General features: G+C 60.9%; 20 protein-coding genes. 19 read left to right on the top strand and 1 reads right to left on the bottom strand.

The window, feature by feature from the left end; genetic code table 11:
* The first annotated feature begins 2 nt into the window (after positions 1 to 2).
* The 5 genes from AC3B5Q_RS09465 to AC3B5Q_RS09445 all read left to right on the top strand — a co-directional run bounded on the left by AC3B5Q_RS09465 (position 3) and on the right by AC3B5Q_RS09445 (position 3,592).
* Positions 3 to 554, top strand: a complete 552-nt coding sequence (locus tag AC3B5Q_RS09465; RefSeq protein ID WP_104883725.1) for a DUF2857 domain-containing protein — start codon at positions 3 to 5, stop codon at positions 552 to 554.
* Positions 548 to 1,759 carry an STY4528 family pathogenicity island replication protein gene (locus AC3B5Q_RS09460; protein WP_488393033.1) on the top strand — a complete coding sequence of 404 codons (1,212 nt, stop codon included), beginning with the start codon at positions 548 to 550 and terminating at the stop codon, positions 1,757 to 1,759. The genes AC3B5Q_RS09465 and AC3B5Q_RS09460 overlap by 7 nt, the downstream gene beginning before the upstream one ends.
* A gap of 152 nt (positions 1,760 to 1,911) precedes the next feature.
* Positions 1,912 to 2,667, top strand: a complete 756-nt coding sequence (locus tag AC3B5Q_RS09455) for a PFL_4669 family integrating conjugative element protein (RefSeq protein WP_488393032.1) — start codon at positions 1,912 to 1,914, stop codon at positions 2,665 to 2,667.
* Positions 2,664 to 3,158 carry a DUF3158 family protein gene (locus tag AC3B5Q_RS09450; RefSeq protein ID WP_488393031.1) on the top strand — a complete coding sequence of 165 codons (495 nt, stop codon included), beginning with the start codon at positions 2,664 to 2,666 and terminating at the stop codon, positions 3,156 to 3,158. Before AC3B5Q_RS09455 ends, AC3B5Q_RS09450 begins: the two co-directional genes overlap by 4 nt.
* A gap of 5 nt (positions 3,159 to 3,163) precedes the next feature.
* Complete coding sequence (locus tag AC3B5Q_RS09445) at positions 3,164 to 3,592, top strand: single-stranded DNA-binding protein (RefSeq protein WP_488393030.1); 429 nt, start codon at positions 3,164 to 3,166, stop codon at positions 3,590 to 3,592.
* A 20-nt stretch (positions 3,593 to 3,612) separates the two neighbouring features.
* On the opposite strand, the gene AC3B5Q_RS09440 is transcribed toward AC3B5Q_RS09445, so the two are convergent.
* Positions 3,613 to 3,912 (bottom strand): hypothetical protein, encoded by a 300-nt coding sequence (locus tag AC3B5Q_RS09440; protein ID WP_488393029.1) that lies wholly within the window; start codon positions 3,910 to 3,912, stop codon positions 3,613 to 3,615.
* A 103-nt stretch (positions 3,913 to 4,015) separates the two neighbouring features.
* Here AC3B5Q_RS09440 and relB point away from each other — a divergent pair, with 103 nt between their 5' ends.
* The 14 genes from relB to AC3B5Q_RS09370 all read left to right on the top strand — a co-directional run bounded on the left by relB (position 4,016) and on the right by AC3B5Q_RS09370 (position 18,084).
* A complete protein-coding gene (gene relB, locus AC3B5Q_RS09435; protein WP_488393028.1) occupies positions 4,016 to 4,360 on the top strand; it encodes a type II toxin-antitoxin system RelB family anti-toxin in 345 nt (114 codons plus the stop codon).
* 111 nt (positions 4,361 to 4,471) lie between these two features.
* Positions 4,472 to 6,439 carry a DNA topoisomerase III gene (locus tag AC3B5Q_RS09430; RefSeq protein ID WP_488393027.1) on the top strand — a complete coding sequence of 656 codons (1,968 nt, stop codon included), beginning with the start codon at positions 4,472 to 4,474 and terminating at the stop codon, positions 6,437 to 6,439.
* A gap of 745 nt (positions 6,440 to 7,184) precedes the next feature.
* Positions 7,185 to 7,700 (top strand): STY4534 family ICE replication protein, encoded by a 516-nt coding sequence (locus AC3B5Q_RS09425; RefSeq protein ID WP_488393026.1) that lies wholly within the window; start codon positions 7,185 to 7,187, stop codon positions 7,698 to 7,700.
* 67 nt (positions 7,701 to 7,767) lie between these two features.
* Positions 7,768 to 8,025: a hypothetical protein gene (locus tag AC3B5Q_RS09420; RefSeq protein WP_488393025.1), complete on the top strand. Its 258-nt coding sequence runs from the start codon at positions 7,768 to 7,770 to the stop codon at positions 8,023 to 8,025.
* 66 nt (positions 8,026 to 8,091) lie between these two features.
* Positions 8,092 to 8,586, top strand: coding sequence for a JAB domain-containing protein (locus AC3B5Q_RS09415; protein ID WP_488393024.1), 495 nt, complete (start codon positions 8,092 to 8,094; stop codon positions 8,584 to 8,586).
* A gap of 67 nt (positions 8,587 to 8,653) precedes the next feature.
* On the top strand, positions 8,654 to 9,370 hold the full coding sequence (locus AC3B5Q_RS09410; protein WP_488393023.1) for a DUF5983 family protein: 717 nt from the start codon (positions 8,654 to 8,656) through the stop codon (positions 9,368 to 9,370).
* Positions 9,371 to 9,501: 131 nt separating this feature from the next.
* Positions 9,502 to 10,008 carry a PFGI-1 class ICE element type IV pilus protein PilL2 gene (gene pilL2, locus AC3B5Q_RS09405; RefSeq protein ID WP_488393022.1) on the top strand — a complete coding sequence of 169 codons (507 nt, stop codon included), beginning with the start codon at positions 9,502 to 9,504 and terminating at the stop codon, positions 10,006 to 10,008.
* Positions 10,005 to 10,676: a hypothetical protein gene (locus tag AC3B5Q_RS09400; RefSeq protein WP_488393021.1), complete on the top strand. Its 672-nt coding sequence runs from the start codon at positions 10,005 to 10,007 to the stop codon at positions 10,674 to 10,676. The genes pilL2 and AC3B5Q_RS09400 overlap by 4 nt, the downstream gene beginning before the upstream one ends.
* Positions 10,677 to 10,686: 10 nt before the next feature.
* Positions 10,687 to 11,406, top strand: a complete 720-nt coding sequence (locus AC3B5Q_RS09395; protein WP_488393121.1) for a TIGR03759 family integrating conjugative element protein — start codon at positions 10,687 to 10,689, stop codon at positions 11,404 to 11,406.
* Positions 11,388 to 11,942 (top strand): lysozyme family protein, encoded by a 555-nt coding sequence (locus tag AC3B5Q_RS09390; RefSeq protein ID WP_488393020.1) that lies wholly within the window; start codon positions 11,388 to 11,390, stop codon positions 11,940 to 11,942. Before AC3B5Q_RS09395 ends, AC3B5Q_RS09390 begins: the two co-directional genes overlap by 19 nt.
* Positions 11,939 to 12,358, top strand: coding sequence for an integrating conjugative element protein (locus AC3B5Q_RS09385; protein WP_488393019.1), 420 nt, complete (start codon positions 11,939 to 11,941; stop codon positions 12,356 to 12,358). The genes AC3B5Q_RS09390 and AC3B5Q_RS09385 overlap by 4 nt, the downstream gene beginning before the upstream one ends.
* A gap of 9 nt (positions 12,359 to 12,367) precedes the next feature.
* Positions 12,368 to 14,494 (top strand): type IV conjugative transfer system coupling protein TraD, encoded by a 2,127-nt coding sequence (gene traD / locus AC3B5Q_RS09380; RefSeq protein ID WP_488393018.1) that lies wholly within the window; start codon positions 12,368 to 12,370, stop codon positions 14,492 to 14,494.
* A gap of 35 nt (positions 14,495 to 14,529) precedes the next feature.
* The gene (locus AC3B5Q_RS09375) at positions 14,530 to 15,258 is read left to right on the top strand and encodes a TIGR03747 family integrating conjugative element membrane protein (protein ID WP_488393017.1); all 729 of its coding nucleotides are present in this window, start codon (positions 14,530 to 14,532) and stop codon (positions 15,256 to 15,258) included.
* Between the two features lie 177 nt (positions 15,259 to 15,435).
* Positions 15,436 to 18,084 carry a DUF723 domain-containing protein gene (locus tag AC3B5Q_RS09370; RefSeq protein ID WP_488393016.1) on the top strand — a complete coding sequence of 883 codons (2,649 nt, stop codon included), beginning with the start codon at positions 15,436 to 15,438 and terminating at the stop codon, positions 18,082 to 18,084.
* Positions 18,085 to 18,106: the final 22 nt, after the last annotated feature.

Here is an 18,106-nt window from a genome sequence, read left to right as displayed (position 1 = left end):
TCATGAGCACACCGTTCAATCTGCTGAACCATGCCATGTTGAACCAGGTGCTACATGAATTGCGTCATGGCCGCCTGCAGCGCTGCAAAGCCCTGGGCCTGGCCGACGAAGACATCGAGGTGCTTCAATCGCTACCGCCAACTACTTTGTCCCACCTCGCGCACTCGTCGATTGCCTGGGTCGAAGTTAAGGTCGACACGACCGTGCTGCGACGCCTCATCGCCCAGGCCGACCGAAACGAACAGAACGAGCGGCTAATCAACCGGGCGCTCAAGCTGGGCGCGAGCTCCAACATCATGTATCGATGCTTTGGCCTGGACCATTCGGAAACCGCACTGCGTCGCCGCGTGCTGAAGATTGAGACCCACCGCGGCCGACCGGTTCAGCTCAGTGAAGCGCAGGAACATGCGGTGTGGAACCGCTGGAGCCAGCTGCGATCGGAAGATCCGGACAACGATCCGCTGGACACAATGATGATGCTCGCCGAAGAGCAACACATCAGCCTGACCCTGGTCTGGCAACAGGTCGAATTGTACGGAGGTGCGCCATGCTGAGCTTCTACCAGGTCGACTGGCAGGACGTGGTGCGTCAGTGCTATGACGCGCTCCGGCGCCGTATCGAGTGGCAGGCGGCACAAGCCAAAATGGCCAGCTCGGCGGAGGAGATACCGCTGCGCACGATCTACTACGGCGACAACCATCCATTGCCGCAGGCGCTGCTGCTCGATCGCCGGCTAACCCCATTGGAGCGAAACACCTGGCTGGTGCTGCGCTGGCTGATCACCGAACGCCAGGTCAAAACTCCCCGCTACCAGGACCTGCAGCCGTACCTGGCGACCAGTCCTTGCGGCACCCAGGCGTCGCGCGAAACCATCGCACGTGCGCTCAACGTCTTGCGTACCACTCGCTGGCTCAGCCTGGTGGCCCGCTCTCGCGATGCCCAAGGTTGCCTGCGCGGTTGCATCTACGTGCTGCACGGAGGTCCGTTGACCCCGGCCGAGCAGTTAGAGTCGGATGCCGGCTATGCGGCTCTGCTGCAGCAGAACCTCACCCATGCCACCAAAGGCGTGCGTGATGTGGCGCAACATGTGATTGAGGAAATCCTTGCCGACCCGCAGGTCGCGCAGGTCGCCAAGGACAGACTCAGTACACCGCTTCCTTCGGCACAGCAGCAAGCGTTGCCGCTGACAAGTGCGGAAGATTCCGAACCCGGCGACCGCCACCCCGTTCGGAATCCGAGCGCCTTGCCTACCGATTCCGATCCCTGCGGCAATGCGCCGGTTGCGGCTGTAGTTCGGAATGCCGACGGCGGCCGTACAGTACAGAAAGACCAAAGCAAAAAAAGTACAGTACTGGCGCAGGTGGAGTTTGGCCGAGTGCGTTGGCCCGAGGATTTACCCCTCAACCCGACCGAGCGGCGCATGGCCACCCAGGCGATGCGTCAGCTCGAGCCTGAACAACAACAAGCGGTCATCAACGAAGCGGCGGTGCGCTGCGCCCGCGGCGAGATCCGAAAGCCGGTCGCCTACCTGATGGGCTTGATCAAGCGCGCCTGCCAAGGGGAGTTCACCGTGTGGGCCGCCCGCGCCGAAGCGACGAAACTCGCGGCCGCGCCTTCCCGCGTACAGAAACCGAAGCCCGTGTCGGAGTCAGTCAGCGAGCGGCCACGGCGCAACGGTCAACGCATGGCTTCCCCGCTTGCACTCGCTTGCCTTGAGGAATTGAAGCAACGCTGTCGCGGCCTCGGTACAGCGTCATAGGCAGTGGACGTCTGTGGAATTGATGTCACTGCCATCAAATCCACAGATGTCCAGCGCCTGCAAAATACGAGCTAACCAGCTTCGCGTTGATTCGCATCGGTCTTGCCGGATCAGCCCATCGTCAGCGTCATTCCCACGGCGAGGTACTGGCGATGGCCGATCATTATCAGCTCAACCTGGGCTCTTTGCGCAGCAGCATCACCCTCACCCTACACACCCATCATGCGGCGCGGCTGTGGCAAGGCCGTAGCCGCCGCGACGGGGTGCACCCAATTCTGGGCATGCCCGGCTACATCGCGGTCACCAACCTGCTCAAGCAGGCGAGCAGCCAGGACGATCCGTACGCCGACTGGTTCATGCTGCAGTTGGAAGAAAAGCTGCTGCAGGCCAAGGCCCAGATACGCACGCTGACCCAGCAGGTCAGCCACGTCGAGCGCGCCCTGCCGCCTCAGGTCGATGTCGGCGACAACCTCAACATCCACCCCGTCACCCTGCCGCTGTTCATCGGCAGCCAGCTGGGCTTTCTCGCGATCTACCTGCTGACCGACTATGACGTCCTGGTCCGTCGGGTACTGCTCGCCCACCACACCGCGCTGATCGGTCGCATGGACATGGAATCCTGGATCGATGGTGGTGCGCATGTCCTGCGCAGCCTGTTGGGCCTGGCGCAGCACTACCGCGTGGCCGGCGTCAGCCGGGATGACATGGCCGCCAACAACGCCCGCGCGCGCGAAGCCATCGACAAATTCGGCCTGCCGCCGCAGGACATTCTGGAAGGGTCCCGTCGTTCCCAATTCGCCCCACCGATCGCCCGCAGCGCCGCTGCAGCAGTGGCCGAAGCCCTCGAAATGCCAGGAGCGGATCAGCAGCCCACACCGGATGCGCCAGTCGACGGGGGTGACGTATGACCCTGGCTGACGCGATTGCCCGGCGTTTGTCCGCAGATGCCTATCGCGAGCTCGCACAAGGTGCCTCCCTAAAAGGCCTTTTAAAGCCTTTTAAGGGTAAGGGGGAGCTGCAGCAGTTCGCCGAGACGATCCTGCGCCTGCGCACCCAGTTCGCCGAATTGATGGGCGTGATGCTGGCGATCATGGCGCAGCCCCCCTTCTCGCTGCTGGACCTGCGCCTGGTGGTCCAGCACAGCGCGACCGGCACCGACTTTTTGCGCTGGCGCAGCCCGGACTTTCAGCGCATGGGCGTGGCGGTGTGGCAGGAGGCGATGGTTCATCCGTTACTCCACCCCGAGCTGCGGCAGGCGCTGTATCAGCTGGAGACCAACCGCGTGGTGCTGAACCTGCAGATGAGCAGCCTGCAGTCGCTGTATCGCCAGGCCATCGCCGGCGTCAGCAAGCTCGAGGTCGCCGAACTCGCCCTTTCCCGTTCCCCCACCGAGGAGTAGCACGCATGAGTACGTTCTTTGTTGGCGAAGGCAACATCGGCAGCGTTCCTGAATTTCAGGAGTTCAACAACAACCCGGAGGAACCACGGCGCCTGTTGCGCTTGAACGTGTATTTCGACAATCCAGTGCCGCGTGAAGGTGGCTACGAAGATCGTGGCGGCTACTGGGCCCCAGTCGAGCTCTGGCACCGCGACGCCGAACACTGGAGCACTCTGTTCCAGAAAGGCATGCGCATCCTGGTCGAGGGCCGGACGGTTAAGGAGGAGTGGGAAGACAGCGAAGACAATGCGCGCGTGACCTTCAAGGTCGAGGCGCGGCGTATTGGCATCCTGCCGCACCGCCTGGCGTCGGTGTCCATGCGCGAGAAGGCCCAAGAAAACGCCGGTTCCGGGCGTAAAGGGGCAAGCAAGAAGGCGTCGCGCAAGACCACTTGAGCGGGTGGATTTCAGTGGAATCACGGCCCGCAGCGCGATATCGCTGGATCTGTGCAACCTGCTCGGCGGGCAGCCCCGACGCCTGCAGACGTTCGATCCCCCCGGGGTTTCCCCCGTTGGGCCCCCTGCAACAACTGCGACACTTCCTCCAGGTACTGGTCCAGGGCAAGGAATGCCCGCCAGTGCGCCGGACTTTCCTGGACCCAGTCGATCAACCTGGCGCGCGCCTCGAGGTTGTCCGGTTCCAGGTGGGTGGCCATGAACAGCTCATAGGCCTTGATCGCTAGCGCATCCGCCTCACTCTGGTTTGATCCGTGCAAATCGCAGCCTCCGTATGGACGGGCGGGTTTTACAGATATTTTCGGTGATACGCCTCAAAGGGTTGCCAGCCAACCTTTTGGGTCGAATTGGAGAGCGTCCCCGTTGCCAGTCAAAGAGCCTAGCCCACATCACATTGGCCGCCAGTTGGCGGAGTATCGTCGCGCCCGTGGTCTGACCCAAGCGAAGATAGGCGAGTACCTGAAAATCTCCGGTGAAGCCGTGTCGCGACTCGAACGTGGCCAGGTTGAGCTCTCCGTGAGTAAGCTGCTGCAACTGGCCGACCTTTACGGTTGCCCCGCCGATGAGCTGCTACTGGCCATCAGCCCTCGCCCCCAGGACCAGGACGTGCAGATCACGTCGATCATCAAGGCGCTGAGCGAAGCAGATAAGCAATTTGCCTTGGAGTTTCTGCAAAAGCTGGCCACCCACCTGGCGCAGCGCAAGTAATCGTCTGTCGGATCTCGCTGCACACCAACAGGAGCGCGGCGGCTTCGGATTATCGCTGGTGCTCCCTACCCACCCCGCCACCCTGTCGGTACCCACCGAGAGGGCCTGCGTATGCGCCTGTTTATCTGCGAAAAACCATCTCAAGCCCGTGATATCGCCCGGGCGCTGCAAGCCAGTCGGCGTGGCGACGGCTGCCTGCACGGAACGGGCGTCACCGTCACCTGGTGCGTTGGCCATCTGTTGGAAACGGCGCCCCCTGAGGCCTATGGCGACTACAAGCGCTGGTCACTGGACGATCTGCCCATCATCCCAGCGCGTTGGCAGCTGATCGTCAAAACCAAGGTCGCCAGCCAACTGAAGGTGATTAGCCAACTGCTACGCACCTGCAGCGAGGTGGTGATCGCCACCGACGCCGACCGCGAGGGCGAAATGATCGCCCGGGAGATTCTCGAACGCTGCCAGTACCAGGGCCCGGTCCTGCGCCTGTGGCTCTCGGCCCTGGATGACGCCTCGATCCGTCGGGGCCTGGGTAGTTTGCGCCCAGGCGAGCAGACCTTACCGCTATACCACTGCGCGTTGGCCCGGTCCCACGCGGACTGGCTGGTGGGCATCAACCTGAGCCGATTGTTCACCCTGCTCGGTCGCCGTGCCGGCTTCGATGGCCTGCTGCCGGTCGGCCGGGTGCAGACGCCGACGCTGCGCCTGGTGGTCGAGCGCGACCGGGCGATCGCGAGCTTTGTGCCGCAGCCGTTCTGGACCGTCGACGCTCAGCTGGAAGCCGACGGCACGGGCTTTCTGTCCCGCTGGCAGCCACCCGCCACTGTCTGCGACGACGCTGGGCGCTGCATCGACGAGGTAGCCGCGCAGGCGGCAGCGCGACGTCTGCTCCAGCAGGGGTCAGCCAGGGTCCACAGTGTGGAGGTCGAGCAGGTTCGTGAAGGCCCACCGCTGCCCTTTGATCTGGGCACCCTGCAGGAGATCTGCTCAGCCAAGCTCGGGCTTGGTGCGCAGGAGACCCTGGGGATCGCCCAGGCGCTGTACGAGACCCACAAGGCGACCACCTACCCGCGCACCGACTGCGGCTACCTCCCCGAGAGCGGGCTCGATGAGGTACCGCGTGTCCTTCACGCCCTGGCGGCGGCCGCACCTTCACTGGGACAAACGCTGAAAGACCTCGACCCTTGCCGCCGCTCCCGCGCCTGGAACAGCAGCAAGATCACCGCGCACCACGGCATCATTCCCACCGCCGTTTCGCTGGACCTGGCGCCGCTCTCCGAGCGCGAACGGGCGGTGTACACGTTGATTCGCGCCCGCTACCTGGCGCAGTTTCTGCCCGAGCATGAGTATCTGAAAACCCAGGCGCTGCTGCACAGTCAGGGTGATCAACTGCTCGCCCGCGGCAAGCAGATTTTGACCCGTGGCTGGAAAGCGGTAATCAACGAAGGCGACGGCCACGAGCCGGTTGAGCAGGCCCAGCGCCTGCCGACACTGCGTGAGGCGGCAGCGCTGACATTGACCGACGCGACGATCAACGCGCAACGCACCCAGCCACCCAAGGCTTACACAGAAGGCACCCTGGTCAAGGCCATGAAAACCATTGCTAACCAGGTGGCCGACCCGCGGCTCAAGCAGACGCTCAAGGACAGCTGCGGCCTCGGCACCGAGGCCACTCGCGCCGCCATCATCCAGGGCCTGATCGATCATGGCTACCTGATCAAGAAAAAACGCAGTTTGGCCGCTTCGGCGGCGGCCCATACCTTGATCGAGGCAGTGCCGCCGGAGGTCGCCGACCCGGTGCTGACCGCGCTGTGGGAACAGGCGTTGGACCGCATCGAGTCGGGCCAGCTGAGTGTCGAGACCTTCCTCGCCAAGCAGGCGGAGTGGCTGACCCGGCTGGTGCGCAGTCACGCCTCGCTCAGCCTGCGCCCTCCTACTAGCAAGGGGCCGTTCTGTCCGGTGTGCCGCAGCGCCATGCGTCAGCGCAAGGGTCGCACCGGCAGCTTCTGGTCCTGCACCCGCTACCCGGAATGCAAGGGCACCAAGCCGGTGGCTAAACCCAAGCAGGGGAAAAAACCTTGACTTGACGGGGCACCATCGCGCTGGTGTAGTGAGGGTGCCCTTCGCCACGAGGCGATCCAAGACCGATTCGCTCCGGGCAGCTCGGTCAGACTCGTAGAGTTCGGAGCCACACTTCTCTGCATCTTCGGATGGCTTCTCCGCGTTCCCAAGTTGTCTAGGTGGATGACCCGTGTGGCTTGTGCCAGGCCGCAGGGGTCATCCGCTTCGGCGACAATGCTCAGCTCCGGTGCCCGCCGGTGAAACACTGGGCACCTTTTGTGCGCGGATGCGTGCCAGTTGATTCCGACCCAGACCACGACAAGGGTCGGGTGATCCAGGTGGATCAACCGCGGAAGTTTTGCGACGAACTTCGCGGGTAGGTTGCCGGATCAAGGGTGGTCCAATTCTTCCTAGCCTGATGACCGTCGGGCTATTTTTTCGCCTTCGAAAATCCACAGAACACCACCGTATTCCGCTGGCCAAAACCGCCTGCAATCCCCGGTTGACGGGCATTTTCCCGCGTTTTATAGATGAGCTGCACACCGCTGTCGTTGACAGCGTAAAGGTAGCCAGAACCTTCGAGGCTACGCCCATTTCGGGTGGTTCTCCCCAAGTGCGATGCGCGCTCGGCAGCTCGCACGGTCACCGTCCCCTCGGTGATGAGCGCTCTCTACACCGAACCACGTTTTTGCACGTCCCCCTTGCGGCACTCACCCGCCGCCAGGGCCGGTGGCTGTCCGCGTTTCTGCTAAACAGGAGCTCTATCATGACGACTGCAAGCAATAACGCCCCCACCACCTACTTCAACCTGCACACCCAAGGCATTGGATACCTTAACCGTGTGCGCGAAGTCCCGGTACGCCGCGGCCAAGCCTTCATGGCGTGTGACATCGCCGCCTTGCACGGTGCCTCGGACGACGTCGAGTACACCCGCTTCGACTGCAAGGTCGCCAGTGGTGAAGCCGACCGGCTGATCCGTGAACACCTGGAAGACGTCCGTGCAGACCGCAAGGTCCTGATCGCGTTTCGCATCGGCGACCTCTGGGTGGATCCCTTCCTTTACGAGAAAGGTGAGCGCAAGGGGCAACCCGGCGCCAGCCTCAAAGGTCGGCTGATCTTCATCGAGTGGATCAAGGTCGATGGCCAGTTCAGCTACCGTGCGCCCGCTCGCACCAACGCTGCCAGCGCCCCGGACGTTGCAGAGGAAACGGAAGAGGCGGACACCGACGGTGACGCCGATCAGCGCCAGCCCATCCCGGCCGCCGCATGCCAATCTGCCTAAGGCAAGTTGACCGTCCACAATAGGCGCTCCCACGAGCGCCTGTTGTTCACTCACGTCGGAGGTTGCCATGGAAAGCTTCTGGCTATGCGAGGACTGCCTACAAGCATTCGCTTATGACGACTTCAGCGCGCTGTCGCTGTACTACAGCGAGGCTGAACTTGAGCAACGCATCGCCCATATGCGTACCCAACTGCAGGCCCTGCTGCCACTGAGCGCCGATTTCGATCCACACACCGGCGCCGGTTTCGAGGCCTTTTCCACCCGACCGTGCGAGGGCTGCCAAAGCTCGCCCCACGGTGCCCGTCATCGCTTCACGCGTCTTTGAGTCGCGCATTTCACCAGCCTGGGGCACTCCCCCAGGGGGCGCTCCATCTCCCACGAGGAATTGCCCATGAACACCGCCCTGAACCGGGTCGACCCACTCGCCCCCGTGTTGGCCCAACGCGTCCGTGAGGATGCGCTGATCACCGAAGCCTTGCAGTTGCTGGACCAGCGTCACTTCCAGCGCGGCGAGCAGCTGATCACCCCCGCCGATGCCGCGGCCTACCTGAAACTGCGACTCGCCCCGTACCACCACGAGGTGTTTGCCCTGCTCTGCCTCGACTCGCGTCACCGCGTGTTGAGCTTCGACATTCTGTTCACCGGCAGCATCGACGGGGCCTCGGTGTATCCCCGCGAGGTGGTCATCAAGGCACTGCAGCACAACGCCGCCGCCGTGATCTTCAGCCACAACCACCCTTCCGGCTGCTCGGAACCGAGCGGTGCCGATCGGGTACTCACCACACGCCTGACCGAGGCCTTGGCCCTGGTTGAGGTCCGCGTTCTGGACCACATTATCGTCGGCGAAGGCACCCCGCTTTCGTTGGCCGAGTACGGTTGGCTCTAACAGCCCACCTCTGTCCAAGGAGGCCACCGCCAATTCGGGGTGGCCTCTGCGCCTACGGAGAACCATCATGCATCCTTCCCTTCGCAACCCGTTTTTCCGCGGTTTCCACGATCTTCGCTTCGAGCGTGTCGTCCAGATCAGTTATGCCGACAACTGCCCGCCCTGCTACCGCCCGCTGCACCCGGCCCAGAACCAACTACCCAATGAGGCCATCAACTTGCAGCCTTGCCTGTTCGAAGACGACTATGCCGTTATCACCGACAGCGAAAGGGTGCCATCATTTGTGCGCATGCGCTGCCCGGTGGAGGGGCTAGTGAGTACGGTGCTCTACCAGGTCATTGACAGTCACCTCGGACGCCTGCTGCACCTCGGCTACCTCCGCAGCGAGGAAGCTGCACGCGACCTGATCGAGCAGTTGTCCTTCGCCACCGGGCACTACAGCCGCAGCTGGGAAATCAGCAGCGCTCACCTGCCGGCGGAAGCGTTCGAGTACCTGCAAATACGCGCGTGGTGTAATTCACCGGCGAGCTTCTTCGAGTGCTTTGAACTCAACAGCAGCCATGCCGTGGGCTGCAAGTTGTATTCGACACCCTGGGTAGCAGGAGTGGAGACAGGAAGCAGCAGTTGCAGCATCGACGAAGTCAGTGGACGCCTGCGCGATGATCATGTACCGCCCGCGTTACTTCAGCTGCTCCTGCTGGCTGGTCAGGCAGACACCCGCTTTCTGATCTTTGACCCCGACGCAGCAGCGCTTCCGCAACTGCCCCTGTTCACTGAAAACTGACCCAAGGCGCCCCATACGGGCGCCTTTTTTGTGGCCCCTCGACGGAAATCTAGCTGACTAGATTCGGTTTTTCAGTGGGGACCTGCCCGCACTTTCGCCAAGGTGTCGACAACTTTTGTCGAGACCTGGTCATGTATACCTCCTCCCTCCCTATCCTCGGTCTGATGATCGCGCTGGTTGGCTGCAGCACCCCACCACCGGCGCCCACGCCTGCACCCGCTGAGCCACCGCTTTCCTCGCTCAAGCCGAAGCCTTCGATACCGGCTTGGGTCCGCCAGGACCGCTACACCTTGGTCAGTACCCGGCCGACGCTGGAGCAGCGCCAGCCCCTGTACCAACTCATCAACGTGCAAATCGCTCCGGCCCTGCAGGCGAATGTCGGCGAAGCCCTGCGCCACGTGCTGCAACGTTCGGGCTACTCACTCTGCCCCGACAGCGCGGTGGTGGATCGGTTGTTCCGCCGTCCCCTGCCTGCCGTGCAACACCAGCTCGGCCCGATCACACTGCTGGACGCCTTGACCATCATCGGTGGCCCGGCCTGGCGGCTCGACATCGATCCGGTCGAGCGGACCGTGTGCTACGCCCTGCGCTTACCACCGCCCGAACCACCCTTCTCGACCCTGGAGATTGCGCCATGAAGGTTCAGCACTTTCAGGCCCTGGTGATCGGCGCGCTGTGCCTCGGCGCCGCCGTACTTGCCGCCGAAACGTACAACCATCACCAGCAACTGGCCGAGCTCCAGGCCGCCGCCCGCGATACCCCTGCCGATCCTGCGCCGGCTCTACGCCGCGACATCGATGCACTGAGCAATACGCTCGCGACGCTGCAGCCGCAGGTAATAGCGCTGGGCGAAGCGCAAGGCCAGAGTGCCTCAGCGCAGGCAAGCCTCAGCCAGCAACTGGCTGAGCTGACCGCTTCACTGAAAGTGCTTCAAGCGACACCCCGTGGTCTGAGTAACGCCGACTTGACCAGACTGGAACAACGACTGGCCGCGGTTGAGACGGCAATCGAGAAACTGTCGACGCCCGCCGCTGTGCCGGCGGCCGCCATCACACAGCCAGCTGCCTCCGCCGCCCAGAAAGCCAAGGCCCAAGCCCCGACGCCGCCCTTCACCCTGCTGGGGATCGAGACCCGGGGTGCCGTCAGGTTTGTGGCCGCCCTGCCCGCCGGTGCGCGGTCATTATCGGCTGTGCACCTGCTGCAGCCCGGCGACAGCCTGAACAACTGGCAGTTGCATACGATCCGCGCAAACCAGGCCGTGTTCCACGTCCCGGGTCATGGCGACCGCACACTACCGCTACCGTGAAGAGGTGCTTATGGCTCGGTTCTTCGTCCTCTCGCTCAGCCTTCTCCCCGCCGGCCTGCTGGCAGGCTCGGCCTGGAGCGCACCGACGCTGGTCGACTCTGCCCCACAGTACAGCGAGCAGACGCGATTGGATCACCAGCATTCCGCTGCGGCTCAAGCCAAGGCCTGGGGGCTGACCGATGACGAGTGGGCCATGTTCAGGCGTCTGCAGGCCGGCCCCCGCCACTACTGGTCGCCACAGCTCGACCCGCTCACTACCCTGGGCGTGGAGGCCGACTCGGACCAAGAGCGGCAGCGCTATGCCGAGCTGCAGGTCCGTCTCGAAGCCAAACGCGCCGAACGCGAGTTGGCCTACCAGAAAGCCTACACCGCCGCCTGGGCGCGCCTGTTCCCAGGAATGCTGCCTGTGCAGGGCATGGCCGACGACGCAGCGTCCACGAGCAGCAGCCGCACTGCCCTGTTCGTGGAAGAACATTGCCCAGCCTGTGTGACCCGTACCCAGGAGTGGCTGCGTGCCGGCGCACGCCTGGACGTGTACCTGGTCGGCAGCCAAGGTGACGATGCGCGTCTGCGCCAGTGGGCGCGTGGCGCTGGCATTACCCCCGCCCAAGTCAGCAGCGGCCAGGTGACCCTCAACCACGACCGCGGTCGCTGGCTCGCGCTGGGCGCCAGCCGCCCGTTGCCGGCACGCTTCCAACAGGTAGACGGAAAATGGCAGCGCCTCGACTGATCCTCGCCTTGGCCTTGACCGGCGTCAGCGCCGCTCAGGCGGGCGCCCTGCCGCCGCCAGCCTATCAGTTGGCCGCCGCGCGGGCCGGTATCCCCGCCTCCGTGCTGTTCGCCATCGCCTTGCAGGAAAGCGGCACACCGCTGCGCGGCCACCTCATGCCCTGGCCCTGGACCTTGAATGTTGCCGGCACGCCGCAGCGCTTTGCCAGCCGCCATGAAGCCTGTGCCGCGCTTCGCCTGGCGCTCGCCGACCACAACCCCAAACGCATCGATGTCGGACTGGGACAGACCAACCTTGGCTACCACCCGGACCGCTACCCCAGCGCCTGCGACGCCCTCGACCCACGCGCGAACCTCGCTGTCACCGCCGATCTGTTGCGCACGCACTATGCCGACACGGGCGACTGGGTCGTGGCGGCCGGTCGCTATCACCGACCAGCCGGCAGTGCACCTGCGGCGCGCTATCGCAGACAGTTCAGCCGACACTGGCAGCGCATCGAGGCGCTCGTGTCTTCTCCTGGAGGGACACAGCCATGAACCGCTCATGCCCGATGGCGCTGGCCATCTGTCTGTCGCTACCGCTCACCGCGGTCGCCGCCCCGAGCATGCCCCCCGATCCCAGCAAACTGAAGTGGGTGCTGCCGGTGCGCAGCGAGCGCCTCACGCCGGGTACCGTGCAGACTAGAGCTCTGAACCTTCCAGCCATCACACCGTTATTCCTGGTCGGGCAGGACACTGTCTCCTTGGACTGGTTGTCCCGCCATGCGCAGGCTCTGCAGGACCTGGGCGCCAGCGGACTGGCGGTCGAGGTCACCGATGTCCAAGCCTTGCGCCGCATCCAGGCGGCAGCCCCTGGAGTGAACATCTGGCCGGTGAGTGGCGACGACATCGCCGAGCGGCTGGAGCTGCAGCACTACCCCGTGCTCATCACACCCACCGGCCTGGAGCAATGAGGAAGCATCATGGGTGACCATGCGATGGAATCCCTGCTGCGGCCGGCGGTGGAGCTGTACACCGTGGGCATCTGCGCGGGTGCCGGCGCCTTGTGCCTGCACTCGCCCTGGGCGGTGGCATTGTCGCCCGAGGTGGGCACAGGGATGGCCCTGGCCTACACCGCGTTCGGCTTGAAGCGGCTCAACGAAGCCCGGATCGTCCTGCGCTATCGGCGCAACATCCGACGCTTACCGCGCTACTCGCTGACCAGCCGGCAGATTCCGGTGAGTGGCAAACGCCTGTTTATGGGCCGCGGCTTTCGCTGGACCCGCCTGCACACCCAGCGCCTGCTTGAGGCGCAGGATCCGGCGCTGGCCCGCTACGTCAACCAATCAGCCGCCTATCAATGGGCACGCCGGATGGAACATGTGCTGGAAAAGGCCCCACCCGGGTTATCACTCCTGCCCCGTCTGACCGCGTGGGACAGCCCGTTCAATCCGGTGCGTCCGCTGCCGCCGGTCGGCGGTTCACCGTTGTTGCATGGCGTCGAGCCGAATGAGCAGGAGGTCTCGTTGCCATTGATCGAACGCGTGGGCCACACGTTGGTACTGGGCACCACCCGGGTGGGTAAAACACGTGTGGCCCAGGTGTACATCACTCAGGATATCCACCGGCCTACTCGGGAAGTGGTGATCGTCTTCGACCCCAAGGGCGATGCCGAGCTCCTCACCAGCATGTATGCGGATGCAAAGCGAGCTGGTCGCGAAAACGAATTTTACGTCTTTCACCTGGGCTGGCCGGAGATCTCCGCGCGCTACAACGCCATCGGCCGCTTTGGCCGGATCTCGGAAGTGGCCACACGGATCGCCGGCCAACTGAGTGGTGAAGGCAACTCCGCAGCGTTTCGCGAGTTCGCCTGGCGCTTTGTCAACATCATCGCCCGCGCCCTGATCGAACTGGGCCGGCGCCCGGACTACCTGCAGATCCAGCGGCACGTGGTGAACATCGATGCGCTGTTCATCGAATATGCCCAGCACTTCTTCGCCCGCCATGATCCCCAGGCCTGGGAAGTGATCGTGCAGATTGAGGGTCGCCTCAACGAAAAGAACATACCGCGGCACATGATTGGTCGAGAAAAACGCGTAGTCGCCATCGAACAATACCTAACCGCCAAGCGCATCTTCGATCCAGTGATGGACGGCCTACGCTCGGCCGTGCGTTATGACCGCACCTACTTCGACAAGATCGTCGCCTCGCTCCTACCGTTGCTGGAAAAGCTCACCAGCGGCAAGACGGCGCAACTGCTCGCCCCCAACTACACCGACCTGGACGATCCACGGCCGATCTTCGACTGGCTGCAGGTCATCCGTAAACGCGGCATCGTCTACGTCGGCCTGGATGCGCTGTCCGATGCCGAGGTCGCCGCCGCCGTCGGTAACTCGATGTTTGCCGACTTAGTCTCCGTGGCCGGTCATATCTACAAGCATGGCATCGACCACGGCCTGCCTGGCTCTTCCAGTGCGGCGGAGAAGGTACCTATCAACCTGCACGCCGATGAGTTCAACGAGCTGATGGGCGATGAGTTCATTCCGCTGATCAACAAGGGCGGGGGTGCCGGTATCCAGGTCACCGCGTATACCCAGACCTTGAGCGACATCGAGGCGCGCATCGGCAGCCGGGCCAAGGCTGGCCAGGTCATCGGTAATTTCAACACCTTGCAGATGCTGCGGGTGCGGGAAACCGCGACGGCGGAACTATTAACCAATCAACTGCCCAAGGTGAACGTGCAGACACGCACCTTGGTCTCCGGGGCGACCGATACGGCGGACCCCGATGCTCACACGGACTTCACCTCATCCTCGCAAGACCGTGTCACCACCACCGCCGTGCCGCTGATCGAGCCCGCACACATCATCGCCCTGCCGAAGGGCCAGATGTTTTCGTTCCAAGAAGGCGGGCAACTGTGGAAGGTACGGATGCCGCTGCCCAAACCGGCCAGTGAAGATACCATGCCAGCGGACCTACAGGCCCTCGCTGCACGCATGCGCGAGTCCTACAACGCCAATGCGGGTACTTGGTGGATCAGTGCCGGAGGTGCGCCGACAGTCGACTTCGATCCCGAGATGCCACCGCCTGGACGTAGACGTGCCTCGTAAGCGGCCCGGCAACAATCGAGTCCTGCGGAGCCCGTATGCCCACCACCGCACCCAGTCAACCTCCCGCACAACGACGCCCGGGGCTTATCTTCGGCACGCTCGAGCTATGCCTAAGGCTGCTCGGCCTGCTGTTCGCCGCGCTGGTGTTCTCCATCGTGCTGGAGTTCATAGGCATGCTGTGGTTCTGGCCAGAGCAACGCTGGCATCACAGCCATGCCATGTGGCAGACCGAGCTCGGCTGGCTCAGCAGCCACTTTAAGGCTTCGCTGCTCGTGCAAGAACCAGCGCAAGCGACCGCGAAAATCCTTGAACACCTGAACGACTGGGTCGTGGTCCGCTCTGGCTGGGCGCAATCCGACGCCCAGCTGAAGCTGCTTAGTAGCGAGGCATCGCTGCAGGGACAGTTCGCCCAGGTGTATGTCGTGGCACAGGACTACCTGCTGGCAGCTCTTTTCACCGTTTTCACCTTTGTAGTGCGCCTGGCCGTCCTCACCCTGGCCATCCCCCTTTTCCTGCTCGCCGTGATCACCGGCACTGTCGACGGGTTGATGCGCCGCGACCTTCGTAAATTCGGGGCAGACCGGGAGAGCAGCTTTGTCTACCACCGAGCGAAGCGGACATTGCTGCCGCTGATGGTAAGCCCCTGGGTGATTTATCTGTCACTGCCTTGGTCGATCAATCCAAACTGGGTATTGTTGCCCTGTGCTGTACTCCTCGCCATCATGATCGCTATTAGCGCAGCAACGTTTAAAAAATACCTTTGATGGGCCTTCCCCTTTTAGCAGATGGCTAGCTAACCGTGTGTGGTAGGCTTTGAGTACCTCTCCAAAAACATAGATATCAAATCCAGGGGCGGACGCCTAAACGATACATTCAACGCCCTACCGCCTAGACAGACAAGTTGAATACTGCTTGCTAACAAACTAATTAGGAGGTCGTCCATGGGGCGGGTTCACGACACAAAGTCTTTTATTGCTAAATCCAAGGAAAAATACGATCAGCAATTCGGCTACCAAGACGCGATTTATGTCGACGCTCGCACACCGCTTACCCTCTACTGCCTACGCCATTTTCCAGCCGTCCGATTTGAGGTGGCCCCAGACCGGCACCTCAGCAAGAAAGGTGGATGCCGTCAATGCAAAGCCGACGGAGCTCGTGCCCGCCATGGCAAAGGTCGAAAACAGTTTATTAGTGACGCACAAGGAGTTCATGGCGATGCTTTTGATTATATAGCAGTGGACTATATCAATGCTCGTACACCGATAACCATTTACTGCCGACGACATCAGCAATATTTTGAACAAGTCCCCGATGTTCACCTGCGTGGAGCAGGCTGCGCAAAGTGTAAGGGTGAAAAAATCAGTGCATCTAATGAACCGCTATACGCGAGCAAAAGAGTACTATTCTCTGAGTTTCAGTTGCGGGCAAGGATCCAACATAATGACTTTTATCAATACGATGAATCCAGTTATCTGGGGTACAATCACAAAGTCACCATCGTCTGCCCCAACCACGGGCCCTTTCCCCAACGTGCACAACGTCATGCTGAAGGCTCTCGCTGCAAGGACTGCGTGTCTGAAGGCATGATATTAACAGAGCAAGAGTGGTTTTCTCGAATTCGAGAAAAGTTTGGTGTATCTCTGGCGGTCACAACCGAAAGTCCATGGTCAGGTTTTCTGACCCAAGCTCACGCGCACTGCACAGTCCATGATGTCCATTGGAGTATCAAAGCACAATCATTGTTGGCCGGCAACGGATGCCGTGAATGCGTCCGTTTACAGAAGAACCTACCACGTTTGCAGGCTTTGCGAGAAGCACTTCCCTCTCAGCATTCCCATCTCAAAATCAGTGAGAACCCTGAGTTCTTGGAGTTCGTCATCGCTGCAGATAGTAAGCACCCCAAAGCTTATCAATACGAAGAATCACAATTCACCTTTATGTCCCGCCATTGCGAAGTCAACTGTCAGCAACATGGCTGGTTCAGATTGCTGCCTCAGACACATCTGAATGGACAGGGCTGCAACCTTTGTGATTATCGACGGCAATTCATAGCCAACGCTTTGGCGCTTTTCGGAAGACAGAATGACTACAGCCAAGTGAGATTCGAAAGTAGCAACGCAAGAGAAATCATCAGTATCCGATGTGTCGAACACAATATAACGTCCAAACAAAGTGCGGAGGCTCACTTGCGTGGCAGTCACTTTTGCCCTCTATGCAAAACCGCCGGCAGAATGCTATCGACTGCAGAGCGCCAGGAACGCAACCGTCCAATATTGATAAACACGTTCAAATTAAAGGCGCTGCATACACACGGTACAAAATATCAATATCCATACCTTCAGGATGAGCTACACACTTGGGGTAGTAAGGTGACGGTTTTTTGCCCAGAACACGATTTCACCTTTACCCCCGTAGCTTCCGTTCATGTACAGAAAGGCAAGCGCTCACCAGCAGGCTGTCAACGCTGTAAAGGAGACGCATCTCGCCTTAGATATCGTACACCTTATCAGACCTTGAAGGTACGGCTCATCGAGCATGGCTTTACACCACTTGAACCAGAAGAAAGTTACGTAAATCAACGTCAGAAATTATATATGCGCTGCAATGAGGGGCATGAGATTTTTCATGTCCCTCAAAAAATATTTAGTGGTCGAGGATGCCCAGACTGCTCGCCTTTTGTCGGCGAATCGATAACACGCAGCATACTTAGTAGCGTTCTAGGGGTCTCATTACGTAAGAAGCGCTTCTATCAACGTTACAATCCTGACTTGGTTCAGCCTTATGCATGGCTAGAGCTCGATGGCTACAATGCTGTTCAGCGCATTGCTTTCGAGTACCAAGGGGCTTGGCACTCGCAACGGCAACGCCATAAAACTGAAAAAAGCTACAACGAACAACTGCAACGAGATAAGCAAAAGGCAGTAATGTGTAAAAAACTTCAGATCACCCTTATCGAAGTGCACGAATACAAATACCCATTCCAGGCCGAAGACATTCGGCAAAAAATTGAGTCCGCGCTAACAAATTCCGAACTAATACGTCCTTGGACAATACCTGCCCCTCTCCCATTGAAAGATCATTTGCCGATGCTTCATGCCCAGGGATTGAAAAGTCTGCTAAATCTAGCCAACGCACACAACTTAACAGTAAAGGAAACAGCTTGGCACGGCAAGCACCATAAATACACTTGGACTTGCAACGCATGCGCATACGTATTTAAAACTTCTTTTGATCTACGTTTCAAGGCTAAATGGCACCAATGTCCCTCATGCGTGACCCGTAACTCGTCAGTGCGCGCACAAATTCTCGACTCTATGAAAGTACATCATCCTCGCCATCTTGATAACCTTAGGTCCAAGGGAGAAAAACTCGGACTGGTCTTATTAGAAAGCGATTGGAAAACCTCGAAACCTGGTGTAACCTACCGATTCAACTGTGCCCACAGCCACAATGAAGTCCCCCCGAGAACTTATAATAGCATCTTAAAGGGCGTTCACGGCTGTCGCTGCGAGGTACACAAGTCATCTTCAAAAGCTTCAATATCCATTAATCGGCGCACCAAAACGGTCGATAACAACGGAGCCGCCTGAATACTCCACGCAAGTAGCACGT

Source organism: Pseudomonas sp. D5(2026) (assembly GCF_057766845.1).
The sequence above is the reverse complement of the archived record's forward strand: the minus strand, read 5'-3'. Positions and strand labels throughout refer to the sequence as shown.